Origin of the sequence: Serratia liquefaciens, assembly GCF_027594825.1 — a bacterium.
GTDB classification, from domain to species: Bacteria; Pseudomonadota; Gammaproteobacteria; order Enterobacterales; family Enterobacteriaceae; genus Serratia; species Serratia liquefaciens_A.
In genome coordinates this window covers 2,837,643-2,860,415 of sequence record NZ_CP088930.1, presented here as the reverse complement: position 1 = coordinate 2,860,415, position 22,773 = coordinate 2,837,643, and the positions used below count along the sequence as shown (strand labels likewise).

The following is a 22,773-nucleotide window of genomic DNA, read 5'->3' as shown; positions in this document are numbered from 1 at the left end:
TTACATTACGTGATAATTAGAACAAAATACTTTCGGCAAGCCGGGTAAGTTGCCGATTGTCATCCTCTCTCACTTATCGGCAGTTTTTCATAAATAAATTCAACGCGAATTTCACGGCCTGAGCCGCTTGTGACCCGGTTTTTTACGGCTGTACTATACTTCAGGCTTTGCGATGGCTTATAAATCGCAGGGTTATTTTTTGGTTCACGACACATCACGACATCCGGTTCTATAACGGAGGCTTTGTTGCCTTCTTGCTGAGGAGAACTGTATGAACCAGATTTCAGGCAAGGTTGTGATTATTACCGGCGCCAGCAGCGGATTGGGCGAGGCGACAGCTCGCCATCTCGCCGCTCGTGGCGCAACGTTGGTGTTGGCGGCGCGTCGCAAAACGCGTCTTGATACATTGGCGAATGAAATCATCGCGGCCGGGGGCAAAGCGCTCGCGGTAGCGGTAGATGTCACTCGCCGTAACGACGTGGAGGCAATGGTTGATGCCGCAATAACGGAATTTGGACGTGTTGATGTGTTGGTGAACAACGCAGGGTTGATGGCGATAGCCCCGCTGAGCGCCACCCAGGTCGACGAATGGGAACGGATGATCGATATCAACCTCAAAGGCGTGCTGTATGGCATCGCCGCCGCGCTGCCGGTGTTCGAGCAACAGCAGAGTGGTCACTTTATCAATGTCGCCTCCATCGCCGGTTTAAAGGTACTTAGCCCGGGCGGTGCCGTTTACAGCGGCACCAAGTTTGCGGTACGCGCTATCTCCGAAGGTTTGCGTTATGAGGTGGGGGCACATATTCGCACCACCATTATCTGCCCAGGCGCTGTGGATTCCGAACTGAAGCTTGGTACCTCGGACCGGGAAAGCGTGAAGTTCGTTGAGGAGTTTTATCAACAGGCCATCCCGGCGGATTCCGTAGCCCGTGCCATCGCTTATGCCATCGAGCAACCGGCAGAGGTGGATATCAACGAAATTGTTCTGCGGCCAACCCAAGAGCTGTATTAAGCCGCATACCAACGCCGCGCCTTTTCAGGTGCGGCTTTCTGCTTAGCCCCTCGCAACTGTGAACAGTTTGTTGTCTCTGCCAGCAATAAGCCCGGAATCTGGCTCGCAGTTTGTGCAATGCGCTGAGTGAACCCTTTGGTTTTTTGATTGCCCAGCAAGATAATTGTCGGACCTTCCACCACACAAGGTGGCCTATTTTCTCAGGATGAGGAGAGGGATGATGAATATCAGCACCCAATTGCGTGCTTTGGCGAATGGCGTCAATCCTGATACCGGCGAGTTATTGAAACCCGCCTCGATGGCCAGTTCGCCAGAGGCCATTCGTCTTTTGTTCGCCCTGGCGGAAGAGTTTCAGAGTGAGGCTGAACGCCAGAAAAAAACCAAGTTAACGCCGGAGGAGAAACGGCAGAAAAATATTTCCGAAGGACGGCCGGCAAAATCCTATTTCCCCTGGGACGAAGAAGAGAAACAGCGGCTGCAGGAAAGCCATGCTGAGGGTATGACGCTGGAGGCGATGAGCCGCGAATTTGAACGTTCAAGCTGGGGGATTGCTGTTCAACTGCAAAAAATGGGGTTGATTACCGAGGAACAAGCCGCGGGTTTGCCCAGAGCCTAGCCATAAAAAAGCCCGCTAACGCGGGCTTAAGCCAGGAATGAATCGGTTACTCGATGTTCTGGATCTGTTCGCGCATCTGCTCGATCAACACTTTCAGCTCGATGGCTGAAGTGGTCACTTCGGCATTGATGGACTTGGATGCCAGCGTGTTGGATTCGCGGTTGAACTCCTGCATCATAAAGTCGAGGCGACGGCCCACGGCTTCTTTCTTCTTCAGGATGTTGTGCGTTTCTTTTACGTGGGCTTCCAGGCGGTCCAGCTCTTCGGCAACGTCAATACGCTGCGCCATCAGCACCAGCTCCTGCTCCAGGCGGGTGTTTTCCAGCTGTACCTGGGCTTCTTCCAGTTTGCTGACCAGACGCTCACGCTGCCATTGCAGAATGTTGGGCATTTGGGCGCGAACCTTGACCACTTCAGCGCTCACGCCTTCCAGACGCTGTTCGATCAGCGCTTTCAGTGCGGTGCCTTCGCTTTCGCGAGCAACAATGAAGTCATCCAGTGCGCCATCCAGCGCTTGCATCAGCTGTGCGCTGATGGCGTCCAGATCCTGCTCCTGAGCAGACATCACGCCAGGCCAACGCAGGACATCGATAGGATCGATTTCTCCTTCGTCACTCTGCATTTTTACCCAGTTGGCCGCTTCAACCAGCTGCTTGGCCAGTTTTTCGTTCAGGATCATCGAGCTTTGCGCGCTCGGATCCAGCTCAAAGCGCAGGTTGCACTCCACTTTGCCGCGGGTCAAACGACCACGAATGCGTTCGCGGATCACCGGCTCCAGGCTGCGGAATTGCTCCGGCAAACGGATGTAGGTTTCCAGATAGCGTTGGTTAACGGAACGCAGCTCCCAAGCTGCGCTGCCCCATTCACCCTTGATTTCTCGCCGAGCGTAGGCGGTCATGCTGCGGATCATTGATGCGTACCCGTAATAGGAAAAGATGAAGCGATTATAGCGTTGGACCTGCGGGCAGGATAGGCATTACGTCACGAAGCCCGTATAATGCGCAGCCAATCGTTGATAAGAAGCCGGAGAGAGCCCATGCGTCCTGCAGGCAGAGCACCACAACAAGTTCGCCCACTGACACTGACCCGTCATTATACCAAACACGCAGAAGGCTCAGTGCTGGTTGAGTTTGGCGATACCAAAGTTTTGTGCACCGCCACGGTAGAAGAGGGTGTGCCGCGCTTCCTGAAAGGTCAGGGCCAGGGTTGGATCACCGCTGAGTACGGCATGCTGCCGCGTTCCACCCACAGCCGTAACGCCCGTGAGGCCGCCAAAGGCAAGCAAGGGGGCCGCACGCTGGAGATCCAGCGCCTGATCGCCCGTTCGCTCCGTGCAGCGGTAGATCTGAAAAAACTCGGTGAGTTCACTATCACCCTCGACTGTGACGTACTGCAGGCCGATGGCGGTACCCGTACCGCGTCCATTTCCGGCGCCTGCGTTGCGCTGGCCGATGCGTTAAATGCGCTGGTGGCCAACGGCAAGCTGAAAGCCAACCCGATGAAAGGGCTGGTGGCGGCGGTTTCCGTCGGTATCGTTAACGGCGAAGCGCTGTGCGATTTGGAGTACGTTGAGGACTCTGCGGCAGAAACCGACATGAACGTGGTGATGATGGAAGATGGCCGCATGATCGAGGTGCAGGGCACCGCCGAGGGCGAGCCGTTCAGCCACGATGAGCTGTTGGCGCTATTGGCGCTGGCCCGAGGGGGCATCGATACCATCTTCCAGGCGCAGAAAGCGGCGCTGGCAGACTGATTTTTTAAGGCGACTCAAGAGTCGCCTTTTTTACGCCCGGCGATCGGGCGGCAGTATTAACAGATCTAACCGACCAGACGAGGAGAAGCAGTAATGAAAGCCTATCAGCGCCAGTTTATCGAGTTCGCGCTTAACAAGCAGGTATTGAAATTCGGCGAGTTCACCCTGAAATCCGGCCGCACCAGCCCGTATTTCTTTAATGCCGGCCTGTTTAATACCGGGCGCGATCTCGCACTGCTGGGGCGTTTCTATGCCGAAGCTCTGATGGATTCCGGTATCGAGTTCGATCTGCTGTTTGGTCCTGCTTACAAAGGTATCCCGATTGCTACCACCACGGCGGTGGCTTTGGCAGAGCACCATGAGCGTGACGTGCCTTACTGCTTTAACCGTAAGGAAGCCAAGACCCACGGCGAAGGCGGCACGCTGGTAGGCAGCCCGCTGCAGGGCCGCGTAATGCTGGTGGATGATGTGATCACTGCCGGTACGGCGATCCGTGAATCCATGGAAATCATCGGTGCCAGCGGCGCAACGTTGGCCGGCGTGCTGATTTCACTCGATCGTCAAGAACGCGGTCGTGCGGATATTTCAGCCATTCAGGAAGTTGAGCGTGACTATCACTGCAAGGTGATTTCCATCGTGACGCTGAAGGATTTGATTGTTTATCTCGAAGAAAAGCCAGAAATGGCGGATCATCTGGCGGCGGTGCGCGCCTATCGTGAGCAGTACGGGGTTTAACGCAGAATCTAGGTTATCGGGCGCGTTAAATGCGCCCGATAACGGGGTTATTGCAGCTGTGCCGCCAGCAGTGGCCAGCGGCCATCGAACTCTTGGGTTGGGCGATAGCGGAATTCAGATCGCACGTAGCGCGACAGCATCCCCTCGCAGAACGCCAGCAGCTGGCTTGCCAGCAGCGTTTCGTCCACGATAAAGCCTTTGCCTTCCCGCAGTTTTCGCTCTTTCAGTACCTGACGCAATTGCGCTTCAATGCGTTCAAACAGCTGGTTGATTCGGCCTTGCAGTCGATCCTGTTCAAACATCAACGCATGGCCGGTCATGATTCGCGTCAGGCCAGGGTTGCGTTCGGCGAACCCCAATACCAGCAGCAAAATCAGGCGCAGGCGATTAAAGGTCTCTTTTTCATCCTGCAAAATCAGGTTGATGCGCGTTATCAGGCTGTCCTCAATAAACTCGATCAGGCTGTCGAACATCCGTGTTTTGCTGGGAAAGTGCCGGTACAGTGCAGCTTCGGAGACTCCGACGTTAGCGGCAAGTTTAGCGGTGGTAATACGCTGGCTACCGTCGCTGGACTCCAGCATCTGGGCTAATGCCTGCAGTATTTCCTCGCGCCGATTCCTTTTGATATTTTCTTTTTCTGCCATGTCTGATTAGACCCTTGCTAAAACTGCTTAGACTTTCGGAAACCCGGGCACCGGCCGTTGCAGAGAAAGCTCTGTGCGGCTTATGTGATAGCTTTTTTGCGATGCTGGGGTCAGCGGCCTTAACGACCTGTATTCTCCGTGCGCCCTGGTATGCGCTGTAATCGTAGTCGGCCAAATCTTGCCATGGAGCTGTCCTTCTCTCCGGGGTAGCAAGATTTAAGGCGACAATCCTTGTCGTCGGTCAGGTCTCGGGCAGCGCTTAGTGGCGGCCTGAGTGGCCAAAGCCACCGGCACCGCGTTCGCTGCTGTCGAACTCTTCTACCAGATTGAATTCGGCCTGTACGACCGGCACGAACACCATCTGCGCGATACGTTCACCTGGCTCAATAGTGAAGGATTTCTGACCACGGTTCCAGACGGAAACCATCAGTTGGCCCTGGTAATCAGAGTCGATCAGGCCGACCAGATTGCCCAGCACCACACCGTGTTTATGGCCCAGACCGGAACGCGGCAGGATCACTGCGGCAAGATCGGTGTCGGCAATATGAATAGCCAGGCCCGTTGGCAGCAGCGTGGTTTCACCCGGCGCCAACTCGACGGCGCTGTCCAGGCAGGCGCGTAGATCAAGGCCTGCGGAACCTGGGGTGGCGTAGGTCGGTAAAGGGAAATCCTTTCCGATGCGCGGGTCGAGGATTTTAACGTCGATTTTTTTCATCATAACGGCTGACTATCTCGTCTATTAAACGTTGGCCAAGGAGTGCCTTGTCGCTCAGCGGCAGGCGCTTTTCTCCATTCTGCCAAAAAAGGTGCAAGGCATTGGTGTCACTGTTAAACCCATGCTCTGCAAGCGATACATCGTTAGCGCAAATTAAATCCAGTTTCTTACGCGCCAGTTTTTGTCGCGCATATTCTTCCACATTCTGGGTTTCGGCAGCAAACCCCACGACAAAAGGCCGATTTTTGGTCATCGCGGCAACACTGGCAACGATATCGGGGTTTTTTACCATTTTGAGGATGATTTCATCACCCTGTTTTTTTATTTTTTCATCAGAAATCTGCTCGGCACGGTAATCGGCCACGGCGGCACAGGAAATAAAAATATCCTGTTGGCCGGCGCCTTGCTGGACCGCCTGCTCCATTTCCAATGCGCTGATCACATCTACACGGTCGACCGACGGCGGCGTTGGCAGGGTGACCGGCCCGGCGATCAGCGTGACCTGCGCACCGCGTGCGGCGGCGGCGGCGGCGATGGCAAAGCCCATTTTACCGGAGCTGTGGTTGCTGATGAAACGAACCGGATCCAGCGCTTCGCGCGTGGGGCCGGCGGTGAGCATAATCTTTAAATGTTTCAGATCTTGCGGTGCGGAGAAATGGCTGTTCGCCAGTTCGACGATTTCCAGCGGATCGAGCATGCGGCCTGGGCCGACATCGCCACAAGCTTGGCTGCCGCTGTCAGGCCCCCATAGCAGCATGCCACGCGCCTGCAGCGTCTGCAGATTGGCCTGGGTGGCGACGGCGCGGTACATCTGTTGATTCATGGCGGGTGCGGCAGCGATCGGTGCCGCCGTGGCCAGGCAGACGGTGGTCAGCAGGTCGTTGGCCATTCCGGCAGCGACGCGCGCCAGCAAATCGGCGGTGGCCGGGGCCAGAATCACCAGGTCCGCCCATTTACCGAGCTCAATATGACCCATGGCCGCTTCGGCGGCGGGATCCAGCAGATCGTCCGAGACCGGGTAGCCGGAAACGGCCTGCAGCGTCAGCGGCGTGATAAAGGCTTTCGCCGCGCCGGTCATTATCACACGCACTTCCGCGCCTCTGTCACGCAGGCGGCGTACCAGTTCTGGGCATTTGTATGCGGCGATACCGCCACTGATGCCAAGCACAATATGTTTGCCGGAAAGTCCCGTCATCATGATTGTCCGATTGAATCCGAAAGATGTGCCATTTTAGCATAACCGTCCGACAGGTGAGTGATTCCGCTGCGCCTGCAACGCGTTACATTGTGCTTTGCGCAGCACTTCGCAATGTTATCAAACACCTGTCGTGGGCTGCTTCGCTGCGTGGCATGCTGTGGCGTTTTTGGGGGGCGATGATGAGCAGTCAGGTAATCACCCTGTGGCAGGACACATTGGCGCCACGGGAAAAATTGTTGCATTACGGGGCTGCGGCATTGTCCGACGCGGAACTGCTGGCCATTTTTCTGCGCACGGGCTTTCCCGGCGTGCACGTTATGCAACTGGCAGAGCAATTATTGGCGCAGTTTGGCTCGCTGTATCACCTGATGTCGGCAGACCATTCGGTTTTTTGCAGCCATAAAGGGCTGGGGAATTCCAGTTATGCCCAACTGCAGGCGATTTCGGAGCTGGCGTTCCGCTTCTTTTCCAGCCATCTGGCACAGGAAAATGCCATGCTCAACCCCAGGATGACCCAGCATTATCTGCAAAGTTTGCTGGCGCACCATGAGCGGGAAGTGTTTTTGGTATTGTTTTTAGACAATCAGCACCGTGTTATTCGCCATCAGGAGATGTTTGCTGGTACCATCAGCAGCGTCGTCGTACACCCGAGAGAAATTGTGCGCGAAGCGTTGAAGGCTAATGCGGCCGCCATTATTCTGGCGCATAATCATCCTTCGGGTAAGGCTGAACCCAGCCACGCCGACCGTTTGATAACTGAGCAAGTGGTTAATGCCTGCCTGTTATTGGAGATCCGAGTGCTCGATCATTTGGTTATAGGTCGGGGTGAATGCGTCTCTTTTGCCGAGCGCGGATGGCTTTAAGCGATTTTTTCGCGATCCTTATGGGATCTTTAGCTGTTCGGGACTTGAGCACTTACGCTTCAGAGCGTATACTACGCCACCTTTGAGAATCTTGGGTTTGGCGCAAGAGCCTATCTCAGCAGGTTTCTAACCTGATGTGTGGTTTCTGACCTGATGACGAGAGTCTCCTCAGTGTGAAGTTTGCTGAGATGGGCTCTAAAAGCCTGACGAGGCGGCCATACCCTATACGAAGCTCGAGCTGATTTGATTTTTGGAGAATAGACATGTCCCGAGTCTGCCAAGTTACTGGCAAGCGCCCGGTGAGCGGTAACAACCGTTCCCACGCAATGAACGCGACCAAACGCCGTTTTCTGCCGAACCTGCACTCACACCGTTTTTGGGTTGAGGCTGAGAAGCGCTTTGTAACTCTGCGTGTATCTGCTAAAGGTATGCGTGTTATCGATAAGAAGGGTATTGAGACGGTCTTGGCCGATCTGCGTGCCCGTGGTGAGAAGTATTAAGGAACTGAATCATGGCTAAAGGTGTTCGCGAGAAGATCAAGCTGGTTTCTTCTGCTGGTACTGGTCACTTCTATACCACCACGAAGAACAAGCGTACTAAGCCGGAAAAATTGGAACTGAAGAAATTCGATCCAGTTGTCCGTCAACACGTACTGTACAAAGAAGCTAAAATTAAATAATTTTAGTGGATTAATAAAAACCCGGCCTCGGCCGGGTTTTTTGTTTTATAAAGGTAGGAAATCAACGGGAGAGCGCCAGATGCCTGAATTACCAGAAGTTGAAACCAGCCGACGCGGGATTGAGCCTTATCTTGTCGGCCACAGCATTCAATATGCGGTGGTGCGTAATGCCCGTCTGCGCTGGCCGGTTTCCGAGCAAATTCTGGCGCTGAGCGACCAACCGGTGCGCAGCGTGCAACGCCGTGCCAAGTATCTGCTGATTGAGCTGGACCACGGTTGGATTATCGTTCATCTGGGTATGTCCGGCAGCCTGCGCATGTTGGCTGAGGAAACCGAGGCCGGCAAGCATGACCACGTCGATTTGGTGATCAGCAATGGCATGATCCTGCGCTATACCGATCCCCGCCGTTTTGGAGCCTGGCTATGGTGCGAGGATCTGGCTGCCAGCAACGTGCTGGCGCACCTGGGGCCGGAACCGCTAAGCGAAGCCTTTAACGGCGCTTACCTGTACGAAAAGTCACGCAACAAGCGCACGCTGATCAAACCCTGGTTGATGGATAACAAGCTGGTGGTCGGGGTAGGCAACATCTACGCCAGTGAATCGCTGTTTACCGCCGGGATCTTGCCAGACCGTCCAGCAGACTCGCTGAGCAAAGCGGAGGCGGAGTTATTGGCGGAGACCATCAAGGCGGTGTTGCTGCGTTCAATCGAACAGGGGGGCACCACGCTGCGCGATTTCCTGCAGTCAGACGGTAAACCGGGTTATTTCGCGCAGGAGTTGCAGGTGTACGGCCGTGCGGGGGAGCCTTGTCGCGCATGCGGCACGCCGATTGAGTCTGCCAAACACGGGCAGCGCAGCACATTTTTCTGCCGTCGCTGCCAGCGCTGATTAGTGTTCGGCGAGCTTTTCGAACAATGCCTGAGTGACTACGGCCGGTAGGAAAGGTGAGATATCGCCGCCGTGCCGTGCAACTTCCTTCACCAGGGTGGAGGAGATGAAGGACCACTCTTCGGAAGGCATCAGGAACACGCTTTCTAATGTCGGCATTAAATGGCGGTTCATGTTCGCCAACTGCAATTCATATTCAAAATCAGATACCGCACGCAAGCCGCGTACCAGAATATTGGCATTCTGATGGGCGGCAAAGTGCGCCATCAGTTCACTGAACCCCAGCACTTCCACGTTATCCAGGTGCGACGTCACCTGGCTGGCCAAGGCTACGCGCTCATCCAGCGTGAACAGCGGCTTTTTGCTCGGGCTGGCGGCAATGGCCAGGATGACGTGATCGAACATCAAAGATGCACGAGTCACCAAGTCCAGGTGACCGTTAGTCATGGGATCGAAAGTACCGGGATAAATGGCTTTACGGGTCATGATTCACTTCTCTGAAAAGTTGCGGCCCAATGCCCAGAGTGCGGCATATTTATTGAAGGTATATTGCGCGTTGACCACGGCTAACAGCAACCCCTGTTTACCGTCCAGAAAACCGGCACGCAACAACCAGGTTTTGCAGAAGGCGCCAAGGGTGTGGGTCAGTATCGACAGATAGCCGCAGCGCTTGCCTGCCTGGTGGCGTTGAATGGCCCACTCTTCGGCATAACGCAGTTGTTTGCGTTGAAAGGCAAAAAAGTCACGGCAGGTCAGGTGCAGCAGATCGCCGCTAAGGGGCTCCACTTTCGCCCCGTCAGTATTGAGCGACTCGTGCACCAGATTGTCGTTATAGCGATAACGCCGATTGGCATACAGGCGGTTGACGCGATCGGGATACCAGCCGCTGTGGCGCATAAAACGCCCCAGGAACAGGTTGCGGCGTGCGCAGCTGTAGACCTTATTCTCATCCGGCGTGACCAGCGCTTGTTCAATCGACTGGCGCAATTCCGGCGTAACGCGTTCGTCGGCGTCAATCATCAGAATATAGTCGTGGCTGGCGTAACTTTGAGCCAGTTGCCGCTGTTTGCCGAAGCCCTGCCAGTCGGTATGGGTGAATACTTTGGCACCCAGACTTTCGGCAACGGCGACGCTGTCATCCTGGCTGCCAGAATCGAGCATGATGATTTCGTCTGCCCAGGCAACGGAGTGCAGGCAATCCGGCAGCAGCCCGGCCTCGTTCTTGGCGATAATCACCACCGACAGGCTTTTACGGTCGCTCATTTAATGGCTCCGTGGCGGCAGGTGCGGTTCCAACAGTTGCAGCAGGCGCTGCAGCGCTCCCTGATTTTGATACAGCACTTCGACCGCGTGGCGGCCGTAATAGCGGCGATAATCTTCATCGGTGAGCAGCGTGGCCACTTCTTTGACCAGTGATTCTTCGTCGGTCACGGTGATCAACCCCTCGGCTTGCGACAGTTTGGCGCAAATGTCCTTGAAGTTGAAGGTATGGGGCCCCATCAGCACCGGAATGGCGTGTGCAGCGGCTTCCAGCGGATTATGCCCGCCGCGTTCAACCAGGCTGCCGCCAACGAAGGCCAGATCGGCAATGCCGTACAGCAGCATCAGCTCGCCCATAGTATCGCCGATCACCACCTGAGTGCCGCCGGAAGGAATTTCACCGCTGCTGCGCAGGGTGTAGCTGAAACCGGCTTTCTGCACCAGATCTTTGGCCGTCGCAAACCGCTCCGGATGACGAGGCACCAGGATCAGCAGCAGGTCAGGATGTTTTTCCAGCAGTTTGCGGTGCGCCGCCAGCAGAATGCTTTCTTCGCCTTCATGGGTGCTGGTGGCGATCCACACCGGGCGACGCGGCGCCCATTGGCGGCGCAATGTGACCGCGCGTGCGGCCAGCTCCGGGGTGACGGAAATATCGAATTTCAGACTGCCAGTGACGGTAAGCTGCGAGCGCTTCAGGCCCAGTTCGATAAAGCGCTCGCCATCTTCCTGATTTTGCGCGGCGATCAGCGTAATGCGGCGCAGCATATCACGGACAAAACCGCCGATTTTTTTATAGCCGGCGGCTGAGCGGGCAGAGAGGCGGGCGTTGGCGATCACCAGCGGGATTTGGCGCTGGTGCAGAGCGTTAATCAGGTTGGGCCACAGCTCGGTTTCCATGATGATGACCAGCTTGGGATTCACCTGATCCAGGAAGCGGCGCATCGAGCCAGGCAGATCGTAAGGCAGATAAACATGATGAACGTCTTTACCAAAGGCGGACTGCACGCGTTCTGAACCTGTCGGTGTCATCGTGGTCACAGTAATCGGTAAATAGGGGTAGCGGTGGCGTAGTGCGCGGACCAAGGGGATGGCGGCCAGCGTTTCACCCACAGAGACGGAATGCAGCATGATCCCGCCCGGCACGACTTTGCCGGCGCAGAAGCCATAGCGTTCTGCCCAGCGTTTACGGTAGGCTGGAGCTTTGCGGCTGCGCAACAGTAAGCGGAGCCAGATCAGGGGTTGGATAAGGTAGAGTAGTACCTGATATAAACGCAGCAACATTCTATCAATTTCATTTATATGGGTTATTCAGAATAGTACCATAACTGGAAGGGAAAGGCGCTAATTTGGTAACCTTGGGTGTCAGTTTCAGACAACAGGCGAGAGATTTCGCTGATAGGCTTGGAATGAAGAATATTTTAATTATTCGCCGTGACAATATTGGCGATCTTGTTTGTACCACTCCGTTGATCGAGGGGGTGAAAATTGCCTATCCGGACGCCAAACTTTATCTGTTAATCAATAAAGTTAGCCAGGATGTCGTTAAAAACAACCCACATCTGGAAAAAGTCTTTGTCTATAAAAAAGCAAAGCACAAGGCGAAAAATGAAACCACGCTGGGGGTTTATTTCGAACGGCTGATGATTTTCCTTCAGCTGCGTAAAATAAAATTCGACGCGGCCATCCTGGCCAATCCGGTACCCTGCAAGTACAGCCTGCGATTGGCAAAAATGGCCGGGGTCAGCAATATCATTGGCGCAGATTTAGGCACGCCTGATATTCATCACCCTTTCCGCAAGGCGAATTTCAGCGGAAAACACCAGGTAGAACATACCTTCAGCTACCTCTCGGCCATTACCGAACAACCTATCCCTATCCCGCCGGTGCGGGTGTTTCTGACACCGGAAGAACGTCAGCAGGCAGCGCAGCGGTTGCAGGCCTGCTTACCGCCGGTTGAACGGATCTGTGCCGTTCATATCAGTAGCCGCAGTCCTAAGCGGCGTTGGCCGATCGAGCGCTATGCCGAAATTATCAATCGCTTACTTGCTGAACCCAACACGGCAGTCCTGATTTTTTGGTCGCCTCAGGGCACGCTGACGCCGGATGATATTGGCGATCAGAAACGTGCAGAGCAGCTGTTGGCGCTGTGCCAGAACGAGCGTGTGGCGCTGTACCCAACGGCGTCGGTGCGTGAATTGCTGGCCGGCTTTGATTTATGCGACAGAGTGTTGTGCAGCGATGGTGGGCAGATGCATCTGGCCGCCGCATTGAATAAAAATATGGTGGTGTTCTTTGGCGATACGGATAAAGAATCCTGGCACCCATGGTCCGGCCGCTATCACATTTTGCAGACCGAATCGGGTGACTGTATTGATGTGCCCGTTGATGACGTTTGGGAAAAAATACAGGCGTTTAATTAATTAAAAATAAGGCAGGGTTTCCCCTGCCTTAATTATTTTTTGAGCGCTAAATATTGCTGACAAATAGGCTGTAGCCCATAGCTCAGCAGCTGTTGGTGATTAATCTCCGGGGGAGTGGCATACATTTCCGCCATTTTTTCCGCCAGCGATTTTTCATTGAGATCCGCCAGCGCGTTCTCCATTCCCGCTTTTTCCAGAATTTCCGCAGGACCGCCCGGGCAACGGGTGCTGACCACCGGCGTACCGCACAGCAGCGCTTCAACCAATACGTTGCCAAAGCCCTCGCTGTCGGAGCTCAGCACCAGTAGGGATGCGTGGCGAATAAACGGATAGGGATTGGCCTGGAAGCCGAGAAACAGCACGCGCTCGGCAATGCCCAGTTGGCTAGCCAATTGCTTCACCTGCGCGATATGGGGTTCGCTGCCGGTGCCGATCAGCGCCAGAGGTGCCTGTATACCCGATTGGGCGTAGGCTTTCAGCAGGCGATCGTGCCGCTTGTGAGCATGAAAACGCCCAACGTGCACCAGGTAATCTTTGCCCGCCAACTCGCAGGGTTCTGCCGCCTGCTGCTCGATGCTGGCAATATCGAACGGATTGTTGATCACTTCCAGTCTGTTTGGCTGGATCGGCAGGTTCAGCTGTAAATCGTCCCCAACGGCCTTTGATACCGCAACGATATTTCTACCTTGGTAAACCGTCGCGATTTTTCGCTGTTTCAACCAGCGATCCAGTCCCTTGCGGTGGCCCAGATAAGAGGTTGAAAGGATGCCGTGAATGCAGAACCACAGGCGATCTGACGAGAGCAGTTTGCTGCGGCTGACGATGCGATCGGTTTTATGCAGGTTGGAGAACACCAAATCATAGGCGCCATTTTGCCGTTCATTGTCGGCGATGGCTTTGTCCAACGCGGCGGCGCGGCGCGACAGTTCGGTCAGTTTGCGCCATGGCGAACGGCTGCTGTCCGCCACCACCTGGTAGTGAATACCGTTAGGGATCGGGTAGTTACAGACATCGCGCAATGAAATCAGGCTGACGTCATTGCCCATTTGCTGCATGCCCTGGCACAGCGTCAGCACCACTTTTTCTGCGCCTCCGCCAGGCAGACCGTCGATAATCATCAGAATACGCATAGTTAATCCAGCAGCCGGTTATAAAGGGAAATCAGCTGTTCCGACAGGTGTGCCGGGGTAGCCGACATGATACGTAATCTTGCGGCTTCACCCATGGTGGAGCCCTGAGCCTGACGTGGCAACGCGGTGATCGCCTCGATTAACGCCGGTACGTCGAGGGCATCGGTCACAAACCCATTTTGCCCCTGAGTGATAAATTCGGCACCGCCACAGGTGGTACTGGTGATCACCGGCAGGCCACAGGACATGGCTTCCAGAATCACATTGGGGAACGGGTCGTACAACGTCGGTAATAACAGCGCATCGGCGGCCTGGTAGAAGGGCAGCGTTTGTTTCTGCACTCCCATAAACCGGACCCGATCGCTGCAACCGAGCGACTGCGCCAACGCCTGATAGCGTTTTTCGGCCTTATCTTTGCCCACCACCAGCAGATAGCTGTCGGTGGCCGCGACGGCGCGGATGGCGGCGGCCAATCCTTTACGTTCAAAACCTGAGCCGACAAAAATCAGGCAGTGCGCCTGCTGTGGGATCTGATATTGCTGACGTAGCTGCTGTCGCTGTTCGGCATTGGCGGGCAGAAATTTTTGATTATCAATGGCGTTGTAGATCACCGTGATTTTATCGGCGGGAACACCGAAATCATCGATGATTTCCTGTTTGATCATTTCTGCGTTGCAGATGACCGCTTTCAGCTCCGGTGCGGCGTACATCGCTCTTTCCGCACACATAACGTAGCGATGGTAGCGGTTGGAGAACAGCCACTTGCGGCGCCATTCCGGCAGCAGGCGCGCCCGCTGCAATAGCCAGCGACGATGTACGCCATCGCCGGCGCGATAAATATCGCAACCCGGAATGCGCTCATGGCTTTGCACCAGATCGAAATGTTCTTTTTGCCACAGGTTTCTGGCCGCGTCGGCAAAGCCGCGTTCACGGCTGATGCGGCCAAATTTCAGCGGATTGCACAAGTGGATGTGCCAGTTCGGATTGGCATCACCCTGCCATTCGCGGGTGATGACGTTAAGATCGAGGTCCTGCTGTTCCAGCGCCTCCAGGGCGCGTGAGACAAAACGCTCAGCTCCACCGTCCGGACGGTATTTTTGGCGAACGATCGCCAAACGAAATGCTTTCATGCCAGCGTGCTCCGCGCGGCTGCAATCACCGCGTCTGTAGGAATAAGGTCCAGATAACGTTCATCGGTGCCGGTATCAATGGCATCCGGATCGGGCAAGGAGCCATAATCACCGGCCCATATCACGCGGCCAATGACCTGCCATGGACGCCAGAACACCAGTTTGGAAGGGCCAAATAGCGCGACGCAAGGGGTCTGTAGCGCGGCGGCCATGTGCATAGGCACCGAATCTACGCCGATAAACAGTTTAGCGTGGTCGATCAAGGCAGCCAGTTGCCGCAGCGTCAGTTGCCCGGCCAGGGACACTACGCCCTGTGGCGGACAGAGCGCCAGAATGCGTGCCACCATTTCGCGTTCTTTCGGATCCGGGCCAGAGGTGATCACCAATGAGTGACCGTCGGCCTGCAACGCGCTGATGGTGGCAGCCATTTTTTGTTCACTCCAGCATTTGAAGAACCAGCGGGAAGTGGGTTGCACCACAATATAATCACCGGTGATACCCTGTTGCTGCAACAACTGCTCGCAGGCTTGCCAGTCCTGCGGTGGATAGCTCATGGTGACCTGCTGACTGACGCTTGGCAAACCAAGTGGCTGTAACAGCGACAGGTTTTGTTCAACGGTATGCAACCGGGCATGATCGTTGACCGGTACCAAATGTGTGTGGCAGTGTCGCCATAAGAAGCCCTGGCGTTTGGGGAAATCGAACCCCAGCCGGATACGAGCACCGGTCAGCCGGGCGAGAATAGCGCTGCGCCACTGATCGGCCAGGTTGACCACCAGATCGTAACGCCGGGCCTTGAGCTGTCGGATCAGATTCAGTTCATGGCTCAGGTGCGCTTTCGTACCCTGTTTTTTCCATTGGCGATCGATAACGAAGACGTTCGACAAGGCCTGATGACTGGCCAGCATCTCCTGGGTTTCTTTATACAGCAGTACGTCGATCTGTGCCTGCGGGTAGTTTTGCTGCAGGGTATTGATGACCGGCGTGATCAGCAACATGTCGCCGTGGTGGCGAAGTTTAACGATCAAAATACGCTGTATCGAGGTATCAGGAGCAAGGGCTGGCGCGTCGTTCATCATGAGTCGCTTTCAGGGAAACCAATCTTTGATTCTAAATGACCCGATCGCATGTGGCTACTGTTGCACGGTTTTCTTGCCGTGAAGAGAAAAAATCGCCTTGGGAAGTGACAAAATGCCTTCAACGTTGTCAAAACCAGGCACTAAAGTCGTTTGCCCTGGCGAAACGCCCTGCGTAACATAATGCATTCTGTTGATATCAGGCCCGATATTTATGACCAAACCGGCATTTCTCATCACCATTGATACCGAAGGCGACAATCTGTGGCAAAACCACGATCGCATTTCGACCGATAACACGCGCTTTTTACCGCGCTTTCAGGCGCTGTGTGAGAAATATGGCTTTAAGCCGGTGTACCTCACCAACTATGAAATGGCGATGGATGCAGAATATGTCGAGTTCGCTCGCGATGTGATTGCCCGCGGCACCGGCGAAGTGGGGATGCATCTGCATGCCTGGAACAGTCCGCCGCTGACGCCGTTGACCGAAGATGACTGGCGGCACAAACCCTATCTGATCGAATACCCGGCCGAACAAATCCGCGCCAAGGTCGATCACATGACCAAACTGCTGGAAGACAGCTTCCAGACAAAAATGCTCAGCCATCGCGCCGGACGTTGGGCGTTTAACGAATACTATGCTGCCTTGCTGCTGGAATACGGTTATCAGGTGGATTGCTCGGTTACGCCGCGCGTTAACTGGCAATATTCACCGGGCAACCCTCAGGGTAACGGCGGCACGGACTATCGCCATTTCCCGTCGCAGGCCTATTTTATCGATCCGGAAAATATCGCCAAACCGGGCGCGTCGTCGCTGCTGGAAGTGCCGATGAGCATTCAGTATAAGCATTCTGCGCTGATGAATACGCTGAAGCAGGGTTACGATCGGCTGCGGGGCAAACAGCGTTCGCCGTCGGTTAACTGGCTGCGCCCAAGCGGCGGTAACCTGGAAAAAATGAAGGGAGTGGCTGAGCGCTGTTTGGCGCAGGGGCATGACTACGTGGAATTTATGCTCCATTCTTCCGAGTTTATGCCTGGTGGCAGCCCAACCTTTAAGACCGAGCAGGATATTGAAGTGTTGTACCGTGATTTAGAGCAGCTGTTCGCCTGGTTGCAGCAGCGTACGGTTGGCATGACGCTGGCCGAGTATTATCAACTTAAAGTGAACTGACATGTCGAAAAAATGGAAAATTAAGGTCGCGGATTGGTTTTTGCGACGTTACACCGCAAAGTCCGGCCGTTTCCAGGATAAGGCGACTTTCGACAGTCGGCTGCAGTTTGACAATATCGTCATCTATTCCACGACGGCGCTGGGCGACTTTATGTTTAACACGCCTGCGCTGCGGGCGATGCGGGAACGCTATCCGAACGCGCATATTACTCTGGTGGTTCACAAGAAGAATCAGGAGCTGGTGGAAAACGGTCGCTACTACGATCGCGTGGTGTATTGGGACAGCAAAATCAAAAGCCTGCGTCCGCTGTTGAAGTCGCTGCGTGAACACCAGCCGGATTTGGCGCTGATCCTGCATTCACATCTGCCGTACGACATTATCAGCGCCGTTTTATCCGGGGCCAAATACATTATCCGGGATAACTACAGCTCCGGAATTTGTGGGCTGGAACCTTGGTTGACCAACTATATCTTCCATTACTACGGCCATTTTATTCGCCGCAAGTTGGAGCTGATTTCCATTTTGGGTTGCCGCAGCGACGATCCCACCATGGAAATTCCCGCGCCATATCAACCGGGCGTCAAAAGCAGCGAGCACTGTACGATAGGTTTTCAGTTGGGCGCTTCTACCGAATCGCGTTGTTGGCCGGTATCGCATTTTGCCCGGTTGGCCGATGAGCTGGTGGCCAAGCATGCCAATGTGCGCATCGTGCTGATTGGCGGGCCTTCCGACGAAGGGAAAGCGCAGCAGTTTCTGAGCCAGGTTAGCTCTCAAACCCGGGAGTGTGTAGATAACCGCATCGGTAAAACGGGATTGCAGGCGTTGCTAACCTTGATCGACAGCTTCCATGTGCTGGTCACCGGCGATACCGGCCCACTGCATTTAGCCGTAGCGCTGAAGGTAAAAACCATCAGCCTGTTTGTCACCGCGGATTCGCGCTCTACCGGACCGATTCAGGATCCGGAGCTGCATCGGATCATTCAGGTTTCCCGTACCGGCTATACCCTGCCGCTGGAGGCTGAAAGCCCGATGGGCGTGATCCAGCCGCAGCGTATTTACGCTGAAGTGGTGGACCATTTATCGCTGAATAAAGAGTGAGTTAGCGCTTTTTCAGTTGCCAGCGCATTTTTGACAGCCAGGTATCCACGCGTGCGTACCGCATTTGGCGGATTTTTTTTCGCGGTACGCCGCTGTTGCTACAAACTTCAGCCAGGCGTTTGAAGGTACACCGTGTCTCCGGCTCAAAGTGATAGTAACCGTACAGCGCTTTCGACATCCCTCTGATTTCTGAAAAACAGTTCCCGAGCATCAGAGCCGCCAGTTGGCGCAGTGGCTCGTCACCGCGGTGCTGTTCGACAAAACTCAACATTTTCCCCGTCGCAAAAAGCATGTCCTCAATATCCTTGGGTTTGATATTGCGGGTGATCCCCTGACTGTTATCTCGATAGAAATAGAGCACATGGTCGAGATGAGCAATTTTGCGCGTTTTGAAATATTGAAAAGGCGTAAAAATGACATCTTCATAGCGGCGACCGTCTTCGAAGCGGTCACCTTCCAACAATGAGCGCCGATAGACACGGCTCCACAGGTGCCACATTGAGTGGGCAAATAACGGAGTGAGACAGGCCAGGCCCTGGCCAGCAAAGTCATAAGTGCGGCGGCGGATCGTGGCGCCGACAGGCTGTGCCGGCGGACTGTCAGCAAATTTCTGATAATTAAAATCGATCAGGTCATCTTCGTTTGCCTGCAGCAGCGGCCGCAGAATGGCCAGATAGTCGCTGCTCAGCAAGTCGTCGCCGTCGAGGAAGGTGACATAGCGCCCGGTAGCCTGCTGCAAGCCAACGTTGCGGGTACGGGCGATACCGCTATTTTCCTGCGCAATAAAGATCACATGGGGATGTCGGCGTTCTGCTAACAGTTGGCGTACCAGCGAGGCGGAATTGTCGGTCGATCCGTCATCAATGATGACCACCTCGATATCATCGCCGATCTGGTTGAACAGAGAGCTCAGGCTGGCAACGACGAAATTTTCGTTGTTGTAAAATGGCACGATAACGCTGAGCAGAGGCGGCGATGAGTTCATGAGGTTAATCCTGAGCGACCGACGTTTTTTTCACTGAAAGCACGCTGGCAATAATCGCCAGGCAAAAAATTGCCGTACCTTCAGTACTAAAGAATATGACGTCGCTGAGCCCATACACAAACAGGCTGAAGGTCACACCCAGCAACAGTGCATTGCGATGAGGTTTTAATGAGGAAACAAATAAGCCGATGTAGAGCGCCAGTAAAAACAGGGCCCCCCAGACGCCTTTGAGCGAGTAGGTTTCCAGCAGCTCGTTATGCATATGCACATTGATATAAGGCATTACGCCGGCCAAATGCGGCTCGTGTAAGACCATGGCGCGAATTTCTTCTCCACGCTGTTCGGCAGATTGACCCAGCGGTGCCTCTGAACCTGTGTGAATCGCGGCAATCTGCATCGAAATGCGGGAAATAATTGAGTTCTCGGTTTGAGGCTGATCGATCAATCGCAGGTCGGTTTGAAATGCGGCAATCCGCTGTTCAATCTGTGATTTGAAGACCAAACCACTGGCGAGCAGCAACAGTGGAACCGAGGTTATCAGCAGAATTTTGTGTTTATGGGAAATCAGGTTTTTCGTTGCCAGTATCGACAGGCCTACCGCAACCGGATAGACCAGCATCGCCGCCCGAGTGCCCGTCAGCACCAGCGTGGAGAAGGTGACCAGAAAGCCGATGATATACAGCGGAATGCGATATTTTGTTCGCAGCATCAGAATCGCCTGCAGCATGACCAGATTGATGGCGGTAATCAAATAGGCGGCAACGGTAGCGCGATCGAAGTTAATCTCTACGCGGCCAATATTCAGCCACAATCCCTGATAGAGGGAATAACCGTTAACCGCAATACCTGCCATCAACGCAATAACAATAAATGCGCGCTGCATGCAAAGGCGTTCATTTAACGCAATGAGCAGAATAAAGGCGGTGGCGATCTGTAACTTGCCCGTCGACATGTATGAACGGTAAATATTGATGTACTCGCCCGGTTGTTTGAAGTGCTGCAACCAGAAAATGCTCCCCATACCTACGCAGAAAAACAGAACGGGCACGATAAGGTTTCTTTTGTTTTTAAAGTAATACTTCAGGTTTAAGCAAACGGCGATAAATGAGATATAGCTGGCGACATAAAAAAGATTGCGCCCGGTGTCGGAAGCGAAGGGGATAGTACAAAATGCGATAGCGCATCCCAAATAGATCAGATAACTGAAGACAGGATGCGGTGTGGTTTCTTTGAGTAGTAGCATGGGACTGGGTTCCGGCTCGCATTAAGATTGAGCAATAAATGATTTCAGCGCGTCGTCGAATTCTGTTTTGAACATAGCGTAGCTGAAATGTTCGACCGGGTAACGCTGCGCATTTTGACTCATGCTTTGATACGTTTCCGGAACTATCAGCTTTTCCACTGCATCTGCGCACTCCAGGTGCGACAACAGTTTAGGCATGACCAGCGTATCGCTGACCGGATCATAGACTTCGTGAGGGAAATCCACCTTGATGCCCGTTAGCCGTTGATGTTCTTCAATCGTTACCGAGGGGGTTAAGCCAATACCGCAGTGCCGATCTTTAATCACCTCTGGCTGGCCATCGACCTGCGGGAATATGACCGGCACGCCGAAATACAAAGCTTCCATACAGGATAAGCCGAAGGGTTCGGTGATCGGCGTACTCATATAGATATGTGTGCGGTTGAAAAAGTCCGCGACGTTATCCTGAAAACCGCTGAAGATGACCCGATCGCCCAGCTCGAGCTTTTCCGCCAAGGCTTCAAATTCTGCCCTGTCGGGTCCCTTGCCTGCAATTTCCAGGGTGACATCGTGCCCGCGGCGCAGCAGTTCCTGCATCATCAGCAACGACACGCTGATGCCTTTCAGGCTGACCAGGCGCGAGGCGGTGCCTATTCTGATCGGCTTGCCGAGAGGTTTCAGGCTATCGCTGATACCGGAGGGCGTTTTTAGTCGATTGATCACCACGTGATTTGGGCAGGGTAAATTAAAGCGCAGTTCCATCACCCGCTTTGAGGCAAATGAGGCCGAGATCACCCCGTCCAGCATGGTGAGAAAACGTAAGGTCTTTTGATTCTTTGGGTAGCGCCATGAACAGCCATGATCGTAGTAAACCAGCTTACCGCGTTTCGGTTTGGCGACCAGACCGGGCACCAGGTCCCAAACGATGACCACGTCGGCATTGGCCTTTTCGATTTTGCTTTTCAGCAGGTATTTGCGCAAAAACTGCGGGCAGCGCAATGGCAAAGCGTTTACCAGCCGGTTGGCAAAGGTGACTTTCTGGTTAGGCATTTGCCGGCGGATCTCTTCACCGACCTCGCTGCTGATGCAAATCACCTCGTTACTGCCGTCGGTGGTGTCGTTGATGTACTGCAGGAACAGGCGTTCGACGCCACCCATCTTCCCTAAATTGATAACGTGCAGCTTTTTCATCCAATAACCTTTTGCAACTCGGTCCAGACTGAGCCGGCGAAGAGCGTTGCCATGCTTTTTTCTGGAGAAATCATAGAGTGTTGATTCTGACCGTAACCACCGATCAATCCTGGATCGGTGGGACCAAACAACGTGATATTCGGCCTGTCGAGCGCGGCGGTCAGGTGGCTAAGGCCGGTATCAACCGAGACCACGCATTTCGCACCGGCCAGCACTTCGGCCACCTGCTGCAGACTGAGCTTGGGTAAAACCTCGACGTGCGGGAAACCTTCCGCCAAACGCAGTGCGCGTTGGCGTTCGTGTTCTGCGCCCCACGGCAATTTGATCTTCAATCCGCTTGGCTCAGTTAACGCAATCAGCTCGCGCCAGTGTGTTTCCGGCCAGTGTTTATCATCGCGGGTGGTGGCATGCAAAAACACCAGATACCGCCCGGCATCGGCCGGCAGATGGCTGAGAAAGCGGGCTGCAATGGCGTAATCACCGACGCTGTCGGGCTTTTCGTAGCCCAGGCTTTTGGCGAACAGCTCGCGCGTACGTTCGACGGCGTGTTGCTGTTTGTCGATATCGTAGCGGTGATTGTAGAACCAGCTGGCGAAGGGCTCACGGGCGCTTTTGCTGTCCTGACCGTGTTTGCTGCCTTTGGCGATGCGGGTGATCAGCGCGGCGCTTTTGATTAGCCCCTGGGCGTCGATCACCGCGTCGTAATTTCGCTCCTGCACCACGCGTTTAAAATCGCAGCGTTGCTGACGGGTTTCGCTGCCAAACCAGTTTTTGCGCCAGCGGCGTATCGCCACCGGGATCACGCGATCTACTGCCGGATGCCAGGTAGGGATTTGGCTGAAGCCTTCCTCAACCACCCAATCAAAACGGATGCCGGGAATGGCCTGCATGGCGTCGGTGAGTGCCGGTAGCGTGTGGAGTACATCCCCCATGGACGAGGTTTTTACAATCAACACCTGCATGC

25 protein-coding genes are annotated in these 22,773 nt (G+C 54.5%); 11 read left to right on the top strand and 14 right to left on the bottom strand.

Annotated elements, in window-relative coordinates:
• Nucleotides 1–271 precede the first annotated feature (271 nt).
• Both LQ945_RS13000 and LQ945_RS12995 read left to right on the top strand, forming a co-directional pair.
• The gene (locus LQ945_RS13000; protein WP_044554881.1) at nucleotides 272–1,012 is read left to right on the top strand and encodes an SDR family oxidoreductase; all 741 of its coding nucleotides are present in this window, start codon (nucleotides 272–274) and stop codon (nucleotides 1,010–1,012) included.
• Nucleotides 1,013–1,232: 220 nt separating this feature from the next.
• Nucleotides 1,233–1,628: a hypothetical protein gene (locus LQ945_RS12995; RefSeq protein WP_369982367.1), complete on the top strand. Its 396-nt coding sequence runs from the start codon at nucleotides 1,233–1,235 to the stop codon at nucleotides 1,626–1,628.
• 46 nt (nucleotides 1,629–1,674) lie between these two features.
• On the opposite strand, the gene LQ945_RS12990 is transcribed toward LQ945_RS12995, so the two are convergent.
• Nucleotides 1,675–2,538, bottom strand: a complete 864-nt coding sequence (locus tag LQ945_RS12990; protein ID WP_044554883.1) for a YicC/YloC family endoribonuclease — start codon at nucleotides 2,536–2,538, stop codon at nucleotides 1,675–1,677.
• A gap of 126 nt (nucleotides 2,539–2,664) precedes the next feature.
• Between LQ945_RS12990 and rph the strand changes: the two genes are divergently transcribed.
• Together rph and pyrE are read left to right on the top strand one after the other, a co-directional pair.
• A complete protein-coding gene (gene rph / locus LQ945_RS12985; RefSeq protein ID WP_012147518.1) occupies nucleotides 2,665–3,381 on the top strand; it encodes a ribonuclease PH in 717 nt (238 codons plus the stop codon).
• 93 nt (nucleotides 3,382–3,474) lie between these two features.
• The gene (gene pyrE / locus LQ945_RS12980) at nucleotides 3,475–4,116 is read left to right on the top strand and encodes an orotate phosphoribosyltransferase (protein ID WP_020837639.1); all 642 of its coding nucleotides are present in this window, start codon (nucleotides 3,475–3,477) and stop codon (nucleotides 4,114–4,116) included.
• A 47-nt stretch (nucleotides 4,117–4,163) separates the two neighbouring features.
• Here the strand turns inward: pyrE and slmA are convergent, their stop codons facing one another.
• The 3 genes from slmA to coaBC form a co-directional block, all read right to left on the bottom strand.
• On the bottom strand, nucleotides 4,164–4,760 hold the full coding sequence (gene slmA / locus LQ945_RS12975; protein WP_020837638.1) for a nucleoid occlusion factor SlmA: 597 nt from the start codon (nucleotides 4,758–4,760) through the stop codon (nucleotides 4,164–4,166).
• Nucleotides 4,761–5,019: 259 nt separating this feature from the next.
• Entirely contained in the window at nucleotides 5,020–5,478 is a 459-nt protein-coding gene (gene dut, locus LQ945_RS12970; protein WP_046374864.1) for a dUTP diphosphatase, read from the bottom strand.
• Nucleotides 5,456–6,673, bottom strand: a complete 1,218-nt coding sequence (gene coaBC / locus LQ945_RS12965; RefSeq protein ID WP_270100920.1) for a bifunctional phosphopantothenoylcysteine decarboxylase/phosphopantothenate--cysteine ligase CoaBC — start codon at nucleotides 6,671–6,673, stop codon at nucleotides 5,456–5,458. Before coaBC ends, dut begins: the two co-directional genes overlap by 23 nt.
• Nucleotides 6,674–6,852: 179 nt before the next feature.
• On the opposite strand from coaBC, the gene radC reads away from it, so the two are divergent.
• The 4 genes from radC to mutM all read left to right on the top strand — a co-directional run bounded on the left by radC (nucleotide 6,853) and on the right by mutM (nucleotide 9,104).
• Nucleotides 6,853–7,536: a RadC family protein gene (radC, locus tag LQ945_RS12960; protein ID WP_270102986.1), complete on the top strand. Its 684-nt coding sequence runs from the start codon at nucleotides 6,853–6,855 to the stop codon at nucleotides 7,534–7,536.
• A gap of 263 nt (nucleotides 7,537–7,799) precedes the next feature.
• The gene (gene rpmB, locus LQ945_RS12955; RefSeq protein WP_004931195.1) at nucleotides 7,800–8,036 is read left to right on the top strand and encodes a 50S ribosomal protein L28; all 237 of its coding nucleotides are present in this window, start codon (nucleotides 7,800–7,802) and stop codon (nucleotides 8,034–8,036) included.
• An 11-nt stretch (nucleotides 8,037–8,047) separates the two neighbouring features.
• On the top strand, nucleotides 8,048–8,215 hold the full coding sequence (gene rpmG, locus LQ945_RS12950) for a 50S ribosomal protein L33 (protein ID WP_002208990.1): 168 nt from the start codon (nucleotides 8,048–8,050) through the stop codon (nucleotides 8,213–8,215).
• Between the two features lie 79 nt (nucleotides 8,216–8,294).
• Nucleotides 8,295–9,104 (top strand): bifunctional DNA-formamidopyrimidine glycosylase/DNA-(apurinic or apyrimidinic site) lyase, encoded by an 810-nt coding sequence (mutM, locus tag LQ945_RS12945; RefSeq protein ID WP_270100919.1) that lies wholly within the window; start codon nucleotides 8,295–8,297, stop codon nucleotides 9,102–9,104.
• Here mutM and coaD read toward each other — a convergent pair whose 3' ends face one another.
• The 3 genes from coaD to waaA are packed head-to-tail and all read right to left on the bottom strand — an operon-like array spanning nucleotide 9,105 to nucleotide 11,645.
• Nucleotides 9,105–9,590, bottom strand: coding sequence for a pantetheine-phosphate adenylyltransferase (gene coaD, locus LQ945_RS12940; protein WP_020837609.1), 486 nt, complete (start codon nucleotides 9,588–9,590; stop codon nucleotides 9,105–9,107).
• 3 nt (nucleotides 9,591–9,593) lie between these two features.
• Nucleotides 9,594–10,367: a glycosyltransferase family 2 protein gene (locus LQ945_RS12935; protein ID WP_270100918.1), complete on the bottom strand. Its 774-nt coding sequence runs from the start codon at nucleotides 10,365–10,367 to the stop codon at nucleotides 9,594–9,596.
• A complete protein-coding gene (gene waaA / locus LQ945_RS12930; RefSeq protein ID WP_048762411.1) occupies nucleotides 10,368–11,645 on the bottom strand; it encodes a lipid IV(A) 3-deoxy-D-manno-octulosonic acid transferase in 1,278 nt (425 codons plus the stop codon). It lies immediately after the preceding gene.
• A gap of 125 nt (nucleotides 11,646–11,770) precedes the next feature.
• On the opposite strand from waaA, the gene LQ945_RS12925 reads away from it, so the two are divergent.
• Nucleotides 11,771–12,784: a glycosyltransferase family 9 protein gene (locus LQ945_RS12925; RefSeq protein WP_044554891.1), complete on the top strand. Its 1,014-nt coding sequence runs from the start codon at nucleotides 11,771–11,773 to the stop codon at nucleotides 12,782–12,784.
• A 32-nt stretch (nucleotides 12,785–12,816) separates the two neighbouring features.
• Here the strand turns inward: LQ945_RS12925 and LQ945_RS12920 are convergent, their stop codons facing one another.
• Genes LQ945_RS12920 through rfaQ form a run of 3 tightly spaced genes read right to left on the bottom strand, consistent with a single transcriptional unit; the run spans nucleotide 12,817 to nucleotide 16,123 of the window.
• Nucleotides 12,817–13,914, bottom strand: coding sequence for a glycosyltransferase (locus LQ945_RS12920; RefSeq protein WP_270100917.1), 1,098 nt, complete (start codon nucleotides 13,912–13,914; stop codon nucleotides 12,817–12,819).
• Between the two features lie 2 nt (nucleotides 13,915–13,916).
• Nucleotides 13,917–15,044, bottom strand: coding sequence for a glycosyltransferase family 4 protein (locus LQ945_RS12915; RefSeq protein ID WP_269936078.1), 1,128 nt, complete (start codon nucleotides 15,042–15,044; stop codon nucleotides 13,917–13,919).
• Nucleotides 15,041–16,123 carry a putative lipopolysaccharide heptosyltransferase III gene (gene rfaQ / locus LQ945_RS12910; protein WP_270100916.1) on the bottom strand — a complete coding sequence of 361 codons (1,083 nt, stop codon included), beginning with the start codon at nucleotides 16,121–16,123 and terminating at the stop codon, nucleotides 15,041–15,043. Before rfaQ ends, LQ945_RS12915 begins: the two co-directional genes overlap by 4 nt.
• A gap of 211 nt (nucleotides 16,124–16,334) precedes the next feature.
• On the opposite strand from rfaQ, the gene LQ945_RS12905 reads away from it, so the two are divergent.
• Both LQ945_RS12905 and LQ945_RS12900 read left to right on the top strand, forming a co-directional pair.
• Nucleotides 16,335–17,291: a polysaccharide deacetylase family protein gene (locus LQ945_RS12905; protein WP_269936079.1), complete on the top strand. Its 957-nt coding sequence runs from the start codon at nucleotides 16,335–16,337 to the stop codon at nucleotides 17,289–17,291.
• 1 nt (nucleotide 17,292) lies between these two features.
• Entirely contained in the window at nucleotides 17,293–18,390 is a 1,098-nt protein-coding gene (locus LQ945_RS12900) for a glycosyltransferase family 9 protein (protein WP_270100915.1), read from the top strand.
• 1 nt (nucleotide 18,391) lies between these two features.
• Here the strand turns inward: LQ945_RS12900 and LQ945_RS12895 are convergent, their stop codons facing one another.
• The 4 genes from LQ945_RS12895 to rfaC are packed head-to-tail and all read right to left on the bottom strand — an operon-like array spanning nucleotide 18,392 to nucleotide 22,771.
• Nucleotides 18,392–19,375 carry a glycosyltransferase family 2 protein gene (locus LQ945_RS12895; RefSeq protein WP_270100914.1) on the bottom strand — a complete coding sequence of 328 codons (984 nt, stop codon included), beginning with the start codon at nucleotides 19,373–19,375 and terminating at the stop codon, nucleotides 18,392–18,394.
• Between the two features lie 4 nt (nucleotides 19,376–19,379).
• The gene (locus tag LQ945_RS12890; RefSeq protein WP_270100913.1) at nucleotides 19,380–20,618 is read right to left on the bottom strand and encodes an O-antigen ligase family protein; all 1,239 of its coding nucleotides are present in this window, start codon (nucleotides 20,616–20,618) and stop codon (nucleotides 19,380–19,382) included.
• Nucleotides 20,619–20,639: 21 nt separating this feature from the next.
• A complete protein-coding gene (locus tag LQ945_RS12885) occupies nucleotides 20,640–21,809 on the bottom strand; it encodes a glycosyltransferase (RefSeq protein WP_270100912.1) in 1,170 nt (389 codons plus the stop codon).
• Nucleotides 21,806–22,771, bottom strand: a complete 966-nt coding sequence (rfaC, locus tag LQ945_RS12880) for a lipopolysaccharide heptosyltransferase RfaC (protein ID WP_270100911.1) — start codon at nucleotides 22,769–22,771, stop codon at nucleotides 21,806–21,808. Before rfaC ends, LQ945_RS12885 begins: the two co-directional genes overlap by 4 nt.
• Nucleotides 22,772–22,773: the final 2 nt, after the last annotated feature.

Bases quoted from the DNA above. Each gene is read 5' to 3' on its own strand.
- LQ945_RS13000 (WP_044554881.1), top strand. From the start codon at position 272: ATGAACCAGATTTCAGGCAAGGTTGTGATTATTACCGGCGCCAGCAGC.
- LQ945_RS12995 (WP_369982367.1), top strand. From the start codon at position 1,233: ATGAATATCAGCACCCAATTGCGTGCTTTGGCGAATGGCGTCAATCCT.
- LQ945_RS12990 (WP_044554883.1), bottom strand. From the start codon at position 2,538: ATGATCCGCAGCATGACCGCCTACGCTCGGCGAGAAATCAAGGGTGAA.
- rph (WP_012147518.1), top strand. From the start codon at position 2,665: ATGCGTCCTGCAGGCAGAGCACCACAACAAGTTCGCCCACTGACACTG.
- pyrE (WP_020837639.1), top strand. From the start codon at position 3,475: ATGAAAGCCTATCAGCGCCAGTTTATCGAGTTCGCGCTTAACAAGCAG.
- slmA (WP_020837638.1), bottom strand. From the start codon at position 4,760: ATGGCAGAAAAAGAAAATATCAAAAGGAATCGGCGCGAGGAAATACTG.
- dut (WP_046374864.1), bottom strand. From the start codon at position 5,478: ATGATGAAAAAAATCGACGTTAAAATCCTCGACCCGCGCATCGGAAAG.
- coaBC (WP_270100920.1), bottom strand. From the start codon at position 6,673: ATGATGACGGGACTTTCCGGCAAACATATTGTGCTTGGCATCAGTGGC.
- radC (WP_270102986.1), top strand. From the start codon at position 6,853: ATGAGCAGTCAGGTAATCACCCTGTGGCAGGACACATTGGCGCCACGG.
- rpmB (WP_004931195.1), top strand. From the start codon at position 7,800: ATGTCCCGAGTCTGCCAAGTTACTGGCAAGCGCCCGGTGAGCGGTAAC.
- rpmG (WP_002208990.1), top strand. From the start codon at position 8,048: ATGGCTAAAGGTGTTCGCGAGAAGATCAAGCTGGTTTCTTCTGCTGGT.
- mutM (WP_270100919.1), top strand. From the start codon at position 8,295: ATGCCTGAATTACCAGAAGTTGAAACCAGCCGACGCGGGATTGAGCCT.
- coaD (WP_020837609.1), bottom strand. From the start codon at position 9,590: ATGACCCGTAAAGCCATTTATCCCGGTACTTTCGATCCCATGACTAAC.
- LQ945_RS12935 (WP_270100918.1), bottom strand. From the start codon at position 10,367: ATGAGCGACCGTAAAAGCCTGTCGGTGGTGATTATCGCCAAGAACGAG.
- waaA (WP_048762411.1), bottom strand. From the start codon at position 11,645: ATGTTGCTGCGTTTATATCAGGTACTACTCTACCTTATCCAACCCCTG.
- LQ945_RS12925 (WP_044554891.1), top strand. From the start codon at position 11,771: ATGAAGAATATTTTAATTATTCGCCGTGACAATATTGGCGATCTTGTT.
- LQ945_RS12920 (WP_270100917.1), bottom strand. From the start codon at position 13,914: ATGCGTATTCTGATGATTATCGACGGTCTGCCTGGCGGAGGCGCAGAA.
- LQ945_RS12915 (WP_269936078.1), bottom strand. From the start codon at position 15,044: ATGAAAGCATTTCGTTTGGCGATCGTTCGCCAAAAATACCGTCCGGAC.
- rfaQ (WP_270100916.1), bottom strand. From the start codon at position 16,123: ATGATGAACGACGCGCCAGCCCTTGCTCCTGATACCTCGATACAGCGT.
- LQ945_RS12905 (WP_269936079.1), top strand. From the start codon at position 16,335: ATGACCAAACCGGCATTTCTCATCACCATTGATACCGAAGGCGACAAT.
- LQ945_RS12900 (WP_270100915.1), top strand. From the start codon at position 17,293: ATGTCGAAAAAATGGAAAATTAAGGTCGCGGATTGGTTTTTGCGACGT.
- LQ945_RS12895 (WP_270100914.1), bottom strand. From the start codon at position 19,375: ATGAACTCATCGCCGCCTCTGCTCAGCGTTATCGTGCCATTTTACAAC.
- LQ945_RS12890 (WP_270100913.1), bottom strand. From the start codon at position 20,618: ATGCTACTACTCAAAGAAACCACACCGCATCCTGTCTTCAGTTATCTG.
- LQ945_RS12885 (WP_270100912.1), bottom strand. From the start codon at position 21,809: ATGAAAAAGCTGCACGTTATCAATTTAGGGAAGATGGGTGGCGTCGAA.
- rfaC (WP_270100911.1), bottom strand. From the start codon at position 22,771: ATGCAGGTGTTGATTGTAAAAACCTCGTCCATGGGGGATGTACTCCAC.